This window comes from Clostridium chrysemydis, from assembly GCF_015234215.1.
In the GTDB taxonomy this organism is placed as follows: domain Bacteria; phylum Bacillota; class Clostridia; order Clostridiales; family Clostridiaceae; genus Clostridium; species Clostridium chrysemydis.
Genome location: NZ_JADEKP010000003.1, coordinates 165,635 through 181,523, shown reverse-complemented (window position 1 = coordinate 181,523; position 15,889 = coordinate 165,635). Strand labels below are relative to the sequence as shown.

General features: G+C 27.0%; 16 protein-coding genes. 9 read left to right on the top strand and 7 right to left on the bottom strand.

Annotated elements, in window-relative coordinates:
* Nucleotides 1-72 precede the first annotated feature (72 nt).
* The 8 genes from INR60_RS10905 to INR60_RS10870 all read left to right on the top strand — a co-directional run bounded on the left by INR60_RS10905 (nucleotide 73) and on the right by INR60_RS10870 (nucleotide 8,945).
* Nucleotides 73-339, top strand: a complete 267-nt coding sequence (locus INR60_RS10905) for a hypothetical protein (RefSeq protein WP_194191563.1) — start codon at nucleotides 73-75, stop codon at nucleotides 337-339.
* Between the two features lie 986 nt (nucleotides 340-1,325).
* A complete protein-coding gene (gene dhaK, locus INR60_RS10900; protein WP_194191562.1) occupies nucleotides 1,326-2,324 on the top strand; it encodes a dihydroxyacetone kinase subunit DhaK in 999 nt (332 codons plus the stop codon).
* Between the two features lie 15 nt (nucleotides 2,325-2,339).
* A complete protein-coding gene (gene dhaL, locus INR60_RS10895) occupies nucleotides 2,340-2,963 on the top strand; it encodes a dihydroxyacetone kinase subunit DhaL (RefSeq protein WP_194191561.1) in 624 nt (207 codons plus the stop codon).
* A gap of 29 nt (nucleotides 2,964-2,992) precedes the next feature.
* Complete coding sequence (gene dhaM, locus INR60_RS10890; protein ID WP_194191560.1) at nucleotides 2,993-3,388, top strand: dihydroxyacetone kinase phosphoryl donor subunit DhaM; 396 nt, start codon at nucleotides 2,993-2,995, stop codon at nucleotides 3,386-3,388.
* A gap of 178 nt (nucleotides 3,389-3,566) precedes the next feature.
* On the top strand, nucleotides 3,567-6,713 hold the full coding sequence (locus tag INR60_RS10885; protein WP_194191559.1) for a lantibiotic dehydratase: 3,147 nt from the start codon (nucleotides 3,567-3,569) through the stop codon (nucleotides 6,711-6,713).
* Nucleotides 6,706-7,155 (top strand): lanthionine synthetase LanC family protein, encoded by a 450-nt coding sequence (locus INR60_RS10880; protein WP_194191558.1) that lies wholly within the window; start codon nucleotides 6,706-6,708, stop codon nucleotides 7,153-7,155. The genes INR60_RS10885 and INR60_RS10880 overlap by 8 nt, the downstream gene beginning before the upstream one ends.
* Before the next feature lie 671 nt (nucleotides 7,156-7,826).
* The gene (locus INR60_RS10875) at nucleotides 7,827-8,732 is read left to right on the top strand and encodes a lanthionine synthetase C family protein (protein WP_420797489.1); all 906 of its coding nucleotides are present in this window, start codon (nucleotides 7,827-7,829) and stop codon (nucleotides 8,730-8,732) included.
* A 69-nt stretch (nucleotides 8,733-8,801) separates the two neighbouring features.
* Complete coding sequence (locus INR60_RS10870) at nucleotides 8,802-8,945, top strand: hypothetical protein (protein WP_194191556.1); 144 nt, start codon at nucleotides 8,802-8,804, stop codon at nucleotides 8,943-8,945.
* Between the two features lie 125 nt (nucleotides 8,946-9,070).
* On the opposite strand, the gene INR60_RS10865 is transcribed toward INR60_RS10870, so the two are convergent.
* The 4 genes from INR60_RS10865 to INR60_RS10850 all read right to left on the bottom strand — a co-directional run bounded on the left by INR60_RS10865 (nucleotide 9,071) and on the right by INR60_RS10850 (nucleotide 12,080).
* On the bottom strand, nucleotides 9,071-10,111 hold the full coding sequence (locus INR60_RS10865) for a helix-turn-helix domain-containing protein (RefSeq protein WP_194191555.1): 1,041 nt from the start codon (nucleotides 10,109-10,111) through the stop codon (nucleotides 9,071-9,073).
* Between the two features lie 110 nt (nucleotides 10,112-10,221).
* A complete protein-coding gene (locus INR60_RS10860) occupies nucleotides 10,222-10,788 on the bottom strand; it encodes a hypothetical protein (RefSeq protein ID WP_194191554.1) in 567 nt (188 codons plus the stop codon).
* A gap of 75 nt (nucleotides 10,789-10,863) precedes the next feature.
* Complete coding sequence (locus tag INR60_RS10855; protein ID WP_194191553.1) at nucleotides 10,864-11,418, bottom strand: hypothetical protein; 555 nt, start codon at nucleotides 11,416-11,418, stop codon at nucleotides 10,864-10,866.
* A gap of 101 nt (nucleotides 11,419-11,519) precedes the next feature.
* Nucleotides 11,520-12,080, bottom strand: a complete 561-nt coding sequence (locus INR60_RS10850; protein ID WP_194191552.1) for a sugar O-acetyltransferase — start codon at nucleotides 12,078-12,080, stop codon at nucleotides 11,520-11,522.
* A 151-nt stretch (nucleotides 12,081-12,231) separates the two neighbouring features.
* Between INR60_RS10850 and INR60_RS10845 the strand changes: the two genes are divergently transcribed.
* Nucleotides 12,232-13,110, top strand: coding sequence for a LysR family transcriptional regulator (locus tag INR60_RS10845; RefSeq protein WP_194191551.1), 879 nt, complete (start codon nucleotides 12,232-12,234; stop codon nucleotides 13,108-13,110).
* 60 nt (nucleotides 13,111-13,170) lie between these two features.
* Here INR60_RS10845 and INR60_RS10840 read toward each other — a convergent pair whose 3' ends face one another.
* The 3 genes from INR60_RS10840 to INR60_RS10830 all read right to left on the bottom strand — a co-directional run bounded on the left by INR60_RS10840 (nucleotide 13,171) and on the right by INR60_RS10830 (nucleotide 15,857).
* Complete coding sequence (locus tag INR60_RS10840) at nucleotides 13,171-13,590, bottom strand: DUF2871 domain-containing protein (RefSeq protein WP_194191550.1); 420 nt, start codon at nucleotides 13,588-13,590, stop codon at nucleotides 13,171-13,173.
* Nucleotides 13,591-13,617: 27 nt separating this feature from the next.
* Nucleotides 13,618-14,028 (bottom strand): peptide deformylase, encoded by a 411-nt coding sequence (locus INR60_RS10835; RefSeq protein WP_194191549.1) that lies wholly within the window; start codon nucleotides 14,026-14,028, stop codon nucleotides 13,618-13,620.
* Nucleotides 14,029-14,135: 107 nt separating this feature from the next.
* Nucleotides 14,136-15,857 (bottom strand): HAMP domain-containing sensor histidine kinase, encoded by a 1,722-nt coding sequence (locus INR60_RS10830; RefSeq protein ID WP_194191548.1) that lies wholly within the window; start codon nucleotides 15,855-15,857, stop codon nucleotides 14,136-14,138.
* Nucleotides 15,858-15,889 lie beyond the last annotated feature (32 nt).

Sequence of the window (15,889 nt, the reverse complement as noted above, 5' to 3'; positions counted from 1 at the left end):
GGCTTAAACCCTGATTTATGCTACATTGTTTCCGATCCGACTTTTATATACCTCTATGATTTTCTTAAAGATGTGAAGTGTGAGTTAGCTAACGGCTTAACTGATCAGCGTATAGATTATCATGGTAGAAATAAAATCACTTATAATGATTTACAATTATTTATAGATAATATAAATGATTGCATAGAAGCTATCATAACAAGTCGTGAAGACCTGTACGTTGAATCAGGGTTAACACTAATTAATAAAAATGTATCAATAAATGAGTTATCAAATCTAATTAAATTCATCACTTACGCTATAGAAAATGATTATTTTATATTGCATCTAGGAATATAAAATAATCATATTTTATATTTAACCTAAATACAGTTGTCATTTTTATAAAGTTTATAAACCTTTTATAAACTTTATTCCATAATTTACATTTTTAATAAATTATTTTGATATTATTTGCTTGTACTACCTTACAATTTTAAGGAGAATTTAAAAGTAGTCTGTTTGGATTGTGTTTTATATGTACCAAAAGCAATAACTCCAGCTTAGTATAGGAGGTTATATCTTTGAAATATTTGATAATCTTAATAATTTTTTTCGTCTTTTTAAGTTTACTTGCTTTTTATAAATTTATAAAAAATGATTATACTAGTTGTTTGCTTTATTTTATTCTTTCAGAATTAAATATAAAGCTTTTATCAAAAAAAACTTACTCAAACCAATCATTTATAAAAATAAAATCTATACTTTCTTTAGAGATTTTATTTCAAATTATAGCTTTGATTATATTCTGTTGGTTGTTTTATTTTGATTATATAACTATTATATATGCCTTACTTTTTTTATTATTAATTATCAAATACATCTTAAATAGTTTAATAACTAAACTATTAAAAAATTAATATACGGTTTTGCTAAATTAAATTTTTTAGATGTTTTTAAACCATTTATAAAGGGTGATTTTTAAGTAAATCATCCTTTTTTTAGTATGTATACGCCTTTTTTAAGTCTTATTGTTTTACACTCAGCATTATAATTAAATAAACCTATAAAAATCGTAATTAAAAAGAACTCAAATTCACTTGGTAAAAAGGAACAACCTGTTCTTTTTTTCTTTGTTCTTTTTTACCAACCCTTATTTTTATTATTTAAAACTATTTTCTATAATCCTATCTAACCTCCCTATTTCCCTACCCTTAAAGCCATATTTATTAAATTAAAAAACTTTTGGCACAGCTTTTGCTCTTAATTACTTATGAGAATTAATTTAAGAATACAGTTTAATTTTAATAAATAGAATTAGTTAAAATATTTAGGAGGTTTTTAATATGAAAAAATTAATAAATAACCCAAATGAAGTTTTACAAGATATGATGGATGGTATGGTTTTTGCGCACCCAGAATACTTAAAAAAACTTGATAATTTTGATGTGATAGTTAGAAAAGATCAAAAAAAGGATAAAGTTTCTTTAGTAAGTGGTGGTGGAAGTGGTCACGAGCCAGCACACGCAGGCTATGTAGGATACGGTATGCTAGATGCAGCTGTTTGCGGTTCAGTTTTCACATCTCCTACTCCAGACCAAGTTTTAGAAGGAATAAAAGCTACTGATAATGGAAAAGGTGTTTTACTTATAATTAAAAACTATACAGGAGATATAATGAACTTCGAGATGGCTAAAGAAATGTCCGAAATGGAAGGAATAAAAGTTTCACAAGTAGTTGTAAATGATGACGTTGCCGTAGAAGATAGCTTATATACAGCTGGAAGACGTGGAATCGCAGGTACAGTTTTCGTTCACAAAATAGCAGGTGCTAAAGCTGAAACTGGTGCTACTTTAGAAGAAGTTACAGAAATCGCAAACAAAGTAGTTAAAAATACTAGAAGTATGGGGATGGCTCTAAGCTCTTGTATCGTGCCAGCTGCTGGTAAAGCAAACTTTTCTTTAGCTGAAGATGAAATAGAAATCGGAATGGGAATTCACGGTGAACCTGGAACTCACAGAGAAAAGATCTCTACTGCAAAGGAAATAACAGATCAACTTCTAGATAAAATATTAAAAGATATGCCTTTAGATAAAGGCTCTGAAGTAGCAGTTATGGTAAATGGCTTAAGTGGAACTCCTTTAATGGAGCTTTATATAGTAAATAAAAGAGTTCGTGAAATTTTAACTTCTAAGGGAATAAATATTCACAAAACTTTTGTTGGAGAGTTTATGACTTCTTTAGAGATGGCAGGCTGCTCTGTAACTTTAATTAAATTAGATAATGAATTAAAAGAATTATTAGATTCAAAATCAGATACACCAGCATTTAAAATATTTGGCTAACTTGGAGGAATAATTATGGTAAACGGAAATAAAGTAATTGATATATTAGGAAAAGTAACAGAAGTAATCTCTCAAAACAAAGATTATTTAACAGAATTAGACGCTTCTATAGGAGACGGAGACCACGGTTTAAATATGGACAAAGGTTTAAAGGCTGTTATGTCTAAACTAGAATCACATGATGGAAATGATATAGGGGATATATTAAGACAATCTGGTATGACTCTAGTATCAAGTGTTGGCGGAGCTTCAGGCCCTCTATATGGTACTGCCTTTATGAAAGGTTCTATGATAGTAAATAATAAATCTGAGATAGATATAAATGACTTTTTAAATATTTTAAAAGTTGCCTTAGATGGAATAAAGCAAAGAGGTCATGCAACAGAAGGTGAAAAAACTATGATTGATGCATTATCTCCTGCTGTAGTTGAGCTAGAAAAAGCAATACAAGAAGGCGACTTAGATAAATCTGCCTTAAATAGAGCTGTAAATAAAGCTAAAAAAGGAGTGGAATTTACTAAAACTATAAAAGCTACTAAAGGACGTGCAAGCTACCTTGGAGATAGAAGTATAGGACATGCTGATGCAGGCGCAACTTCAATGTATTTAATATTAAAAACAATAAGCGAAGAAGTATAAAAAAAGACATAAAGAAAGGAAGATTACGTATGGTAGGTTTAGTTATAGTTTCACATAGCACAAAAATCGCAGAAGGCGTAGTAGAAATGTCAAAACAAATGGCAGATGGAGCAAAGATGATTGCAGCAGGTGGTACTTCTGATATGAGAATCGGAACTGATGCTTTTAAAATATCAGAAGGTATACAATCTGTATATTCAGATGACGGGGTTTTAATATTATTTGACCTTGGAAGTGCTTATATGAATACAGAAATGGCAAAAGAATTTTTAGACCCTGAAAGTTATAATTTAGATATTATAGAACCAGTTGATTGCGCTCTAGTAGAAGGCGCAATAACAGCAGCTGTAGAAAGCTTTTTAGGTAAATCTAGAGAAGAGATTAAAGCTTCTCTTAAAGACTTATCTTTAAATAAAATGCCTTAAAAAATTTTATAGTATTATTAAAAGCTCCATGTAAATTTACATGGGGCTTTTCTTATAAAATTTTGTTACTTTCATACCTATTAAAAAACATATATCTAAATTAAAATTTTATTTGCCTTTCATATTTTTACAATAATTGGTAAAATGTATTTAATATTATACAAAAAGGAGATTAACTATGTATTCATTAAGTGATGTATTTTTGCTAAGAACTCCCCTAAAATCTTATAGTACCTTTTTAAATAATTCTAATACTTCAAAAAGTGAGGAAAATTATTATGATAATTTATTAGAAGAAGGAATTTTAATCTCAAGTTATAACCTTCACGAAACTATATCTAACTACAAAAGAAAAAATGTAAAATTTGATTCAGCTTTAAAAAACTCTATTAAAAAATATTATGTAAGGCAATGCACTAGAGCAACTCCATTTGGATTATTTGCTGGAGTCTCTTTAGGGAATTTTAAAGACACCAAGTGCGAATTTAATTCAAATACTTATAATCAAACAAAACATATAAGCCCTGATTATAAGTGGATTATGAAAGTTGTAAAAACTATAGAGTTACACGGGAATTTAAAAAATGTTACCTTATTTTCTAATGAAGCTTTATTCAGTATTGGAAATCGTATTATAAATTATTATTCCCCAAAATACTCTCAAAAAAATGATTCGGACTCTAACACTTTAGAGATTACAAGCATTAAAAACTCTCCCTATATATCTGCTATCTTGGAAAAGTCTAAAAATGGGATTAAATATAATGATTTAGTGGATACTTTAAAAGAATTAAACAATAAATTAGATTCTAATCGCATTGAAAATTTTATACTTAATTTATTATCAGAAGAATATCTATATACTGACCTTAGACCTACATTTGATACCAATAACCCATTAAAAGATCTTATAGATAAACTCCATCATTATTCTGTAAATTTTTATGACTTACCAATTCTAGAAGATATTGATAAATTATTTTACGAATATAATAACTCTGCATTTGGCTTTGGAACTTCTATATTAGAAAAAATATATTCCAAAATGAAATATTTCAGTGATGATGATAAATTTATAAATGTTAACTATAAAAATCAATTTAAAGTAACCATTCCAAATTTTATTAAAGATGAAATAAAAGATGTTATAGATGCGCTTTCTATACTATCTCTTACAAATAACTATAATAATCAAATGAGAGACCACGTAAATAAATTCCTCGAAAAATATGGAATTTATCGAGAAATCCCTGTTTTAGAACTACTAAATGAAGATTTTGGGATAGGCTCCCCTTCTGACTATACAAACCCACCATCAAGTAATCCTATTTTCTTCAATAGTATAAATAATGAAGATTTAAAAAAGAGAGATTTCTTAATGCTTAAAATTACAGAGGCATTAGCTAAGAACACTGATGTTTTTATAAATGATTCCGATTTAATTAATTTTAAAGAAACTTCATATAAATCTGAAGAATATCTCGATTCACTAGAGATAAATTTTCTACTCTCCTCTTTAACTAGTAATGACTTAGAAAATGGTAATTATACTCTAACGATAGCTCCAAACCTTGGTTCTCCTGGAGCTGGCAAATCTTTCGGTCGTTTTAATGATGTATTGAATTTATCAAACATCGAAAAAGAGGTATTGAAACGTGAAGCAGAATTATATGAAGACACATTAAATGCAGAAATAATAGCTGCACCTATTAAAGGCCGTAATGGCAATATAACATTTTCTAATATCTTTAGGGATTATTTTGTAAATATTTTAGTTCCAGTTAGCAATGAAAAAACAAGAATTCATATTGATGATATTTTAGTTGGTGTAGAAAATAATTTATTCTATTTAAAGAGTAAATCGCTAAACAAACGCATTATAATCTCATCTAATCATATGCTTAACTACCAGCAAGGCTGTAATGTTTATAGATTTTTAAGGGAGGTTTGTAATTATAGACAAGTACGAGAACCTTTTAGCTTTATAACGTATGATTTATTAAATAAGTTTACCTTTGTCCCTAGAATAAAATATAAAAATACAGTGCTACGTACAGCAACTTGGAATCTATTTAAAACAAGCTTTACAGATCCTTACAACTTAGAAAACTTTTCTAAAGAATTTTCTAAAAAAAGAATAGAACTTAATATCCCAAATTTAGTTTATATAACTGAATCAGATAATAGAACTCTCATTAATCTAGAAGATTCATCTTCTATAAAAGATATTTTAAACCAAATAAATAAAAAAAATAAATGTGTTCTTACAGAATTTGAGTTTGACTCCTTTTCAAATTGGTTATCTATAAATGATCAAAGTTATATAACTGAAATTACTACTATAGCATATAAAAATTATACAAGTTTTGAAAAAAATAATATTAATAAAAATTTGAAACTCTTTCCGACTCAAAGTGACTTAACAACTAAACGAAGTTTAGTTAGTAGCTTTGATACTAATAGAAACACTAATATATTAGATAATTGGATTTATTTAAAACTTTATTGTAATTCCAAAAAACAAGGTGAAATAATAGGCATTTATATAAAACAATTAATCGATAATTTAAAATCTACTAATTCTTTAGAAAAACATTTTTTTATACGATATGATGAAAATGGAAGCCATATAAGGCTTAGACTAAAATCTCAAAGCAAAGAATCATCGAAAGTAATCTTAAATGAGTTAAGTGTTTGGACAAAATTTCTACTAGAAAATAAAATACTAAATAATATTTCACTTGATTCATATGTAAGAGAAATTGAAAGATATGGTGGTCCTTTAACTATAGACGCTGCAGAAACTTTTTTTAGCGATCAATCTTCTGCTATAGAAAGCTTCTTTAACTTAAAAGAACAAAAACAATCCTCATTTAATACAGATATTTTTGTTGTATTAAATTTAATAAATATTATGGAATCATGCGAAATAGAATTTGAGGATCAATTATCTATTTTTGATACTATTTCAAATAAAAATGAATTGAGAGATTTTTTTCAAAAAAATAGAAAATATTTATTAAAAGTTTGTAATTCTGATGATGATTGGAATGGTCTTAGATCTGAGAAAGGCGGATTAGATATATATAACTTGCTTACACTACAAAATAAATCTACTAAGGACTACTTTGATAAAATTAATGAAATAGATAACACTGATAACCTTTATAATACAAAGTTAAATATTATTTTCAGTTCCTTTCACATGCTTTGTAATAGAGTTCTCGGAACTGATAGAAATAAAGAAAAAGAAATATTTGCAACTGTAAGGCATTGTTTATATGCTCTTAAATTCTTTAAAAAAGGAGCTAAAAAAAATGTTTGATTCAGCTATTAAAAATATAATTGAAAAATCTTATAACCAAATAAAAGATATAAATTCTATAGATACTTTTTTAGAGGAAAACCTTATCAATTCCTCTGTTGAGCGATTATCTCTAGTTAATGGATACCCTTCCATTTTGATTTTTTTAGCTGAAGTTAGTAATTTTTTGAAAGATGAAGAACCTTTAGATATTGCTTATAAATATGTTTTAAAAATGAAAAAAGAAATCGAAAAAAATGGATATATTGATGGTTCTCTAAGCATTGGTTTGTCTGGAATTTTATACTCTATTTACCGTGTTTCAGACAACTGCAAAAGATATAATTCGCTCATAAAGAGTTTAAATTATCTATTAACTAAAGAAGCAGAAAAATATATTAAAAAATTCATTAATACAAATCCGCCAACTTACTATACTTATGATTGTGCGACACGTTGCTAATTTAAAAGATTAGCCATTAATACTTATTAATAGAACTAATAATTTGAAAAGTCAAATGAAGGGGTAACGCCCTTAAGGGCTTCTCTAATACTCCGAATAGCTAAATTTTTAATAAGAAAAGTTTGGTTATAAGCTCGGTGAAGTCGACTAAGATTACACCCTAAGATTAATTTCAGGAAATGCGAACCAGAGGTGGTCGAGTGTAATATAGGTCGGGAGTCCATAAAATATCTATGGTAAGAATGTCAAATATGACTGACAAAATTTCTGAATGTACAGGTCTAGAAAGTATTAAAGTAGAAATGCTTTAACTACCTATTGGTAGCGCTTGTAAGGTTTAGTAAAAGTTATCGTTATGAAAAACCTTATTACTGTTAAAGGCGGTTTTAAAGCAAGCAGGCCTATAAGAATTACCTAAGGATATATGTTAAGGATAGAATTATTGGAACGTGGTAATCTGATAACACAGAGTACTTATTTACTATGAAGTGTTAACAAGGAAATCCTTTGGTATAACTTGTTTTTATATCAGTGAAAGCGGTGGCATAGTACCTTTGAAGTTTGCTAAAACAAATGGAGGGATAGCCACTAGTCAATTAATTATTTAATTGATGGAACGCCGTATGAGATGAAAGTTTCATGTACGGTGTGGAGGAGGGGAAAAAAAGGAGATAATCTCAAATTTTTACCTATTCCTATTAATCGGTGGATTAACAGGCATTGGAACAGTTTTGTTAGAATTAAATAAATCTTTTGATAATAATAATATATTAAAAGATATCATTAAAACATTATTATCTCTTACAGAAGAATTTAATTACAATGGAACAATGTTACCTAATTTCTTTATTATTTATGATAAGTTTATTGAAGATGGTGTTATTTCAGATAAAAAATGTGAACTTTTAGACCAAGGTATGGCCCATGGGATATCTGGTCCTCTTTCCTTTTTATCATTATCATTAAAAGATGGTATTGAAATGCCAGGCCAAAAGGAATCTATAAAATATATATTAAACTTTTTAAAGATTTATAATTATGAAAATGAATTAGGAATATGGTGGTATGGTCGATTAACACTAGGAGAATTTAAAAAAATTGAAAGATCTAAGGTTAAAAATAGAGCCAGCTGGTGCTATGGTAGTCCAAGTATTGCACGTTCAATTTTTATTGCATCTAATTTATTAAAAGACTCTGAAGGCTCTGAATTATCATTACGATGCTTTAATAAATTGTGCTCTTTATCACCAAAAGATTTACTATTAATTTCGCCAACTATCTGTCATGGTTTAAGTGGATTAATAATGATACTTACTGAAATGTATAGAGATACTAATAAAAATTTATATAAATTAACTATAGATAAATATATCTCTGAATTATTGACCTTTAATAATTCAAATTATATATTAAATTTTCAAAACTATGATGTAGAAAATGTTCTCTTAGGAAAAACAAATATTATTAATAAAAATGATATTGGCTTAATTGATGGAAGCTTAGGCGTATTATTGACTTTATTGGACTATTTAACACCTAATTGTAACTCATTTAAGCGAATATTTTTGATTAATTAAACTTTAAAACCCTTTATAGTAATATTTTTTAATTTAATTAAATACTATTTATAAAGGGAGGTGATTTTTTTGAATACTTACGAAACTTTAGATTTGGATTTAGACTTAGATTTAAAAACAGTTTCAGAAACTGAAACTATTGAATCTGAAAGTGATGGTTATAGATCTTTTAGCATTTGTACTTCTGGATCTGGCTATACTGTTTGTTATTAATCATTTTTGTTTGGCTGTCATTTTTGATAGCCTTCTCTTACATAAAAAATCTGTTAGTTTATATTAAATATAAAACTACAAAAGACGTCAAAAAAGTAGTGCTTTTTAGCGCTACTTTTATTTATCTATATATATTTATCTAAAGTTTCATTAAACTCTTTAGTATCTCTTAAAAATTCTAAGCTATCATCACTTTTTAAATTACTTATCATTAAAGATAGCATTTTATCATTAAAACCTACTTCACTCTTTTTAGTATAAACATTCTTGTATAATTTATACTCTTCTAAGCTAAACCCATCTTTCATAGAATTAAGCATCTTATCGATATATTTTAAAGAGTTATCCTTATCTTTTAACTTAATATAAATCATAGAATAAGCTGAATAATAATTATAATCCCATAAATCATATAACTTAGTTGTATCCTCTAAAACTTTAGCATAATCTAAAGCATCACTATCCCTATTTTCATTTAAGGCAATTTGAATCAAGGAAGTAAGATTTATCATAATATCATTTGCTGTAGATAATAATTTACCTTCAAAAAGCTTAGCTGCTTTTTCATATTCCTTTGAATTTAAGTAAAGATTCCCTTGTAGCTGCTTTTTATCGTAAGTGATATCTTGAAGTTTATCTATATATTCTTGTGCTTTAATATAATCTTTCGCCCCTAAATATTTACTAATTAAAAGAGATATAGCACTATTTTTCAAATTAATATCTTCACTATTAGAAACCTTTATATAAAGCTCTTCAATATAATTTTCATACCTTTCTTTTTCCTTTACATCATACATAACTAAGCTTCCTTGCAAAATAGTTGCAACTGTCAAAGTTAGCTTGTCTGACGTTTGATACTCTTGAATTTTATCTATAGCTTTATTAAATCCTACGCTAAAGCCTTCCTCACCTATAATTATTGCTAATTCATTTGCAAAATCTCCTACTTCTTTATCTGTTAAATCATCCTTAAAAGACAGTAGCGTATTTAAATCACACTTTAATATCCTAGCTAACCTTGGTAAAAGAGTTATATCTGGATAACAACTTCCCTTTTCCCACTTATTAACTGCGGGAGCTGAAATTCCTAACTTTTCTGCTAATTGTTCTTGAGTTAAATTCTCTAATTTTCTCTTTTCTCTTATAATCTCATTTATCTTCATATCCCATACCTCAACTATTTTTTCTTTAATTAAATACTAACAAATACTCTACCTTAAAACAATTGAACTATAGTTAACGTAATCTCATATTTATTAACCTTAAGTTATTTTTATTTAAATGATTTCTTCAAATCATCATAATTTCCCTTTAAATCATTTAAGATGTTTTCATTATATAAAGACAGTGCTTCCAATGTTCTATTATTTGTTTTTTTATTCTCAATAATTTTGTATATTCCTTGACCTCCACCTACAGGTATATAACAATCCTTATTATCAGTTCCTTTCTTTAAAAACATTAATAATTTCTCATCTTTTTTAGGAGTTATATCTAAATCCGCATCCTGCAATATTTTAATTTCATTTTCTTTTATGTCTCCTTTTATTACTTCTGATACTTTTACAGTACTCACTTTAACTGGCACATCTTTATAATCTCTATTTTCAATAGTATCTGTTCCTATAATTTCAACAATTAAATCTGATTCAGATTTTAATACTGTTAACGATGGTATTTCCTCATAACTTGCATGTGCTTTATCATTTTTTATACTTAACTCTCTTCCTATTGTGTTGCTATCTTTTATAAACTCATTTGATTTAATCTTAAATAACACACCACCAAATATAACTACAACTCCCAAAACAAAAATAGAAATTATTTTCTTCTTATTCATAACTTCACCCCTTTTACTTTTTAATATTTCCCATACCTCTTTAAATATTTTAAATAAATTAAGATCCCCAACTTATTAAGCTAGCGATCTCTTGTTGTTAATAATATTTATAAATTCATTTTTTTCCAACTGATTCTTAAAGTGCATACTAGGGATTATAACTCCTGATATTCCTTCTTCTAAACGTGAATTTAAAGTTATATACAAAGAGTCTTCATTTTCAAATACATCTTTTATATCAATATATTTAATTATTACCTCTTTTTCGTTTATAAATTTCAAACTAATATTATTTTCATTTAACTCTAAAACTTTTTCCTTTAATAACATATCATAGTTAGATCTTAATTGCCTTTTTAAATTAAATTCAAATATCTTACTAATCGATATTTTATTAAATATCAAGGTGAAAATTAATGCAATAAAACCCATTGCTAAAGTAACTTCTAATGAATTTTCAGCACCACCAATATTATTATTTTTATATTCTCCATAAGTTATAATGCCTTGATATATAGTTGCTATCCAAAATACAATCGATGGTAAATATATTATTATCCCAATTTTTTCTCTGAAAAAAGATTGAGCCTTATTATAATCATCTAAACTATTTTCAAACCTTACTCTCATAAAAATCCCTTCATAAAACAATTTACTGTTAAATTATACCATAACTATTATTTTTAAACTATATACTATCCGTTTTTAATTTATTTAAAAATCCCATAACCTTATATATTCTTAATAAATCTTGCAGGTACTCCAGCATAAACAGAGTTATCTTTAACATCCTTAGTAACTACACTCCCTGCCCCTATAATAGAATTTTCACCAATAGTTACCCCAGGACAAACTGTAACTGACGCCCCTATCCAAGCGTTCTTTTTAATCCTTACTTTTTTAAGTATCACACCTCTACGGTTTTTAATATCAGTTGGATGATTTACAGATAATAAATTCACGCTAGGTCCAATTAAAACATTATCCTCTATCTCAACTCCGCCTAAATCAACTATCATACAACCCTTATTTATAAATACCCCTTCCCCAATTTTTATATTTGCTCCAAAATCCGTATTAAAGGGAGTTAAAACCTGAACTGAGTTACTAATTTCCCTTCCTGTAATCTCTTTTAAAATTTCTCTTATTTCTTCTGGCTTTTTATATCCTAAATTAAGTTTTGAAGTTAACTTTAAAGTCTTTTCTAAAACCTTATTAATATCAGAAAATATTGGATCGTCATAAAGAATTAAATCTCTCTCATTTATTTTTTCAATTAAATCTTTGCACATAATAACCTCCTAAAGCTCTTATATATTTCTTATCTTAATTATAAAATCTAAGCTTTAAGATACCAAATACCTATATTAAATAGCATTTTATGCCTTTTAAGCATACTTAATGTTATAATCTATAGTAAATAATTTTATTTAGGAGTTAAAAATGGAGATACGCTTATTAAAATATTTTTTAACAGTAATAAAAGAAGGTAGCATATCTAAAGCGGCTGATGCCCTTCACATAACGCAACCTACCTTATCTAGACAATTAAAACAATTAGAAGATGAATTAAATACAACTCTCTTTAAAAGAGGAAGTAGAAATATATCCCTTACAAAAGATGGTTTTTTATTACAAATGCGAGCTAAAGAGATAGTAACTTTAGTAGATAAAACTGAAAAAGACTTTTTATCAAATAAGGATTTAATCTGTGGTGATATCTATATAGGTTGTGGCGAAACTGATGCTATGAGAATAATTGCACGTGCCACAAAAAAGCTTATAAAAGATTACCCTAATATAAAGGTTCATTTATTTAGTGGCAATGCAGACGATATTACAGAAAAACTTGATAAAGGAATCCTAGACTTTTGTGTTTTTATAGAGCCTTCAGATATAAAAAAGTATGACTTTATAAAACTTCCCTTAAAAGATACTTGGGGCCTTTTAGTGCCAAAGGATAGTTTATTATCTTCTAAAAAACACATTACAAAAGAAGATTTAATAGATATCCCCCTAATAACTTCAAGGCAAAGTTTAGTGCATAACGAGTTTTCAGGCTGGCTAGGCTTTGATTATGACGATTTAAATATAGTTTCAACCTACAACCTTATATTTAATGCTTCTTTAATGGTAGAAGAAGGGGTAGGCTTTGCACTATGCTTAGATAAACTGATAAACACAAGCCTAAATAGCAACTTATGCTTTAAGCCACTTTACCCTAAATTAGAATCTTCTTTAAGCTTTGTATGGAATAAAAATCATGCCTTTTCTAACCAAGCTGAAAAGTTTTTAGAAAAGTTAAGAGAAGAATTATATTAAATAACTAAAAAGCACCCTAAATAATATTTTTTAGAGTGCTTTTCTATATTTACTTAAAATCTATTCTTTTATCTTTTTAGAATTTCTTAAAGCTATAAATAATAAAACTATAGAAATTCCAACTAAAATATGTGAAACCCCTGCAATCCCTGATATAGCAGAAGATGCACCCTTTGATAATGGTGCATTCATAACCTGAAGAATCCCTCTAACAAAGAACATTATCACCATAAAAGGTAGCCCTATGTTATAAAGTTTCATAAACAACTTAAATTGCTTTTGCTCCTCTAAATTAGTTATAAGACTAAATATCCCAATTATTAAAAACATTATAGTTCCTAACATAAAGAGATGTGTATGAGTAACTGAAAGTGTTGTTCTTTCAGTATATCCTTGTATTTTAGTAAATTCTCTGTAAAACACTCCACTTACTAATGCTAAAATAGCATAAGTAAAAGCTAAGTTTATATATTTTTTCATTGTACCCTCCCCTTTTATCTATAGACCTTAAATTATTATTCCTTCAAAATGGTCTATTTCATGTTGAATAATTTGAGCTATAAATCCTTTAAAAGTCTCTTTGTGCTTTTTAAAATTCCTATCTAAGTATTCTACCTCTATAGTTTCGTATCTTTTAGTTTCTCTAAATCCAGTTAAAGACAAGCAGCACTCTTCAGCACTATATTGACCTTCCTTCTTTAAAATAATAGGGTTTACCATAGGAACTATTATATTTCCTACACTAAAAACTAAAATCCTCTTTTTAACCCCGATCATATTTGCTGCCATCCCTACACAATACTCTAAATTCGCCCTTAAAGTATCTTCTAAATCCTTTATTACTCCTATATCATTTTTAGTTGCTATTTCTGACTTTTGATTTAAAAATAATACATCTTTTACAACTGGTTTTATCATTTATCTATCAAACCTTTCTATGCTTTTATAATAAGATTATACTTCATAGAGCTTATATTTAAATAATTTATTTAAATTACAATAAAAAAAGAGGATTTCTCCTCTCTTTAATATTCGTTGCATTTAGGAATGGTAAAATAGAATTTTACACTGTTTTTTTTGCTTTCTACCCCAAATTCACTTTTATGAACTTCTAAAATCCTTTTAACTATAGCTAGTCCAAGCCCAGTTCCACCAAATTTTTTATTCCTAGATTTTTCTTTTCTATAAAATTGATCCCAGATCTGTAAAACTTCATTTTTATCCAAAGTAACCCCAAAGTTTTCAATAGAAAATACGTATTCTTTATTATTTCTTTTTACTATCTCTACAATTATATTTTCTCCCTCTGGAGTGTATTTTATTGCATTAGTTAAAAGATTTGTAATAACTTGGTTTATCCTTTTTTCATCTCCATAAACAATAACTTCATCAAATTCATTATTTATAATTTTTAAGTTCCTATCCTTAATCATAGCTTTTAATTTATCTTTTTCTTTTAAAAATATCTGACCTAAATCAAAGGCTTCTTTTTTTAGTATAAAAGTAGGTGATTCTAATTTAGATATTTCAAGCATCTCTTTAACTAAATCATTCATCCTATTAGTTTCTTCTATAATATCTTCATAAATATTTTCTTTAATCATTCCACTTTTTACGCAATTTATATTTCCCTGAATTATAGTTATTGGAGTTTTAAGTTCATGTGAAATATTTGCAACAAGTTCTTTTCTCTTTTCTTCTTCCTTTTCCTTTTCATTCATTTCTTCTTTAAGTAATTCATTACTCTTTTTTAAATCATTTAAACTTTTTTCTAGATTATTAGATATCTGATTTAAAGATTCTCCAAGCTTACCTATTTCATCTTCAGTTTTAACATCATATTTATAATTAAAGTCGCACTCAGATATTTTTTTTGCAATATTACTCATTTCAACTAAAGGCCTGCTCATATATCTTGAATAAATCAAAGATATTATTATTACTATCACAAATGCAACTATAAGTATCATAAGATAGTAACTATTTAGTGTTCCTAAAACATCCTTAACCTCTGCTATAGGTGTCATAGCTATTAAGTATCCATTATCTGTTTTTTCCGTTAAAACTAAAACTTCATCTAAGCTATTAATTAAATTTATTTTTGTTATATATTTTTCATTTGATAAAATATTATTCTTATCGTTAGCTCCTAAATACATATCTGTATTACCTAAAGAATAGTAATTATCTTTTGGTATTACTTTTTCAACTTTTCCATTAATATTGATTTCATTTCCAGCAATTATTGCTGGCATCATATTTAGACTACTATAAGTAACATTCCCTCCAGCACTAGGTATTATATTATAGTATGGATTTACTTCTTTACCATTTAGATAAAACTTATTTGCTAAGGTAAATCCAAATCTATCACTTGAGCCAGATACTTTTACTTCATCGCCCTTGTTTATGTTTATATTTGGAAATTGGTTTCCTAAAATCACCTTATACTCTTTATTATCAGAACCTTTAATAACTATCTGCCTTTCACCCATATAAGACTCTAATGAATATCCTCCGCTTAAATCTGAATCTCTCATACATAAAGCTATATTATCTTTTCTCATTTGATTATTCATATAAGTAATTATTTCTTTTTCTGATTTTGCTTTAGGAATGAAATTTTCAAATTCTGTTATAGCATATACTAATGATTCTTCTTTTTTATTTAAGTAATATTTATCAAAATATAAAGCTTGAAATACTAACTGAATTACAATAACACTAATTAAAATTATTAAATTCATTATAAAAAATTTAGATGCTATACTTCTTTTTA

What these genes read in the sequence shown, in the direction of transcription:
- INR60_RS10865 (WP_194191555.1), bottom strand. Translation starts at nt 10,111, where the DNA reads ATGAAGATAAATGAGATTATAAGAGAAAAGAGAAAATTAGAGAATTTA.
- dhaL (WP_194191561.1), top strand. Translation starts at nt 2,340, where the DNA reads ATGGTAAACGGAAATAAAGTAATTGATATATTAGGAAAAGTAACAGAA.
- INR60_RS10845 (WP_194191551.1), top strand. Translation starts at nt 12,232, where the DNA reads ATGGAGATACGCTTATTAAAATATTTTTTAACAGTAATAAAAGAAGGT.
- dhaK (WP_194191562.1), top strand. Translation starts at nt 1,326, where the DNA reads ATGAAAAAATTAATAAATAACCCAAATGAAGTTTTACAAGATATGATG.
- INR60_RS10850 (WP_194191552.1), bottom strand. Translation starts at nt 12,080, where the DNA reads ATGTGCAAAGATTTAATTGAAAAAATAAATGAGAGAGATTTAATTCTT.
- INR60_RS10830 (WP_194191548.1), bottom strand. Translation starts at nt 15,857, where the DNA reads ATGAATTTAATAATTTTAATTAGTGTTATTGTAATTCAGTTAGTATTT.
- INR60_RS10855 (WP_194191553.1), bottom strand. Translation starts at nt 11,418, where the DNA reads ATGAGAGTAAGGTTTGAAAATAGTTTAGATGATTATAATAAGGCTCAA.
- INR60_RS10885 (WP_194191559.1), top strand. Translation starts at nt 3,567, where the DNA reads ATGTATTCATTAAGTGATGTATTTTTGCTAAGAACTCCCCTAAAATCT.
- dhaM (WP_194191560.1), top strand. Translation starts at nt 2,993, where the DNA reads ATGGTAGGTTTAGTTATAGTTTCACATAGCACAAAAATCGCAGAAGGC.
- INR60_RS10835 (WP_194191549.1), bottom strand. Translation starts at nt 14,028, where the DNA reads ATGATAAAACCAGTTGTAAAAGATGTATTATTTTTAAATCAAAAGTCA.
- INR60_RS10880 (WP_194191558.1), top strand. Translation starts at nt 6,706, where the DNA reads ATGTTTGATTCAGCTATTAAAAATATAATTGAAAAATCTTATAACCAA.
- INR60_RS10840 (WP_194191550.1), bottom strand. Translation starts at nt 13,590, where the DNA reads ATGAAAAAATATATAAACTTAGCTTTTACTTATGCTATTTTAGCATTA.
- INR60_RS10860 (WP_194191554.1), bottom strand. Translation starts at nt 10,788, where the DNA reads ATGAATAAGAAGAAAATAATTTCTATTTTTGTTTTGGGAGTTGTAGTT.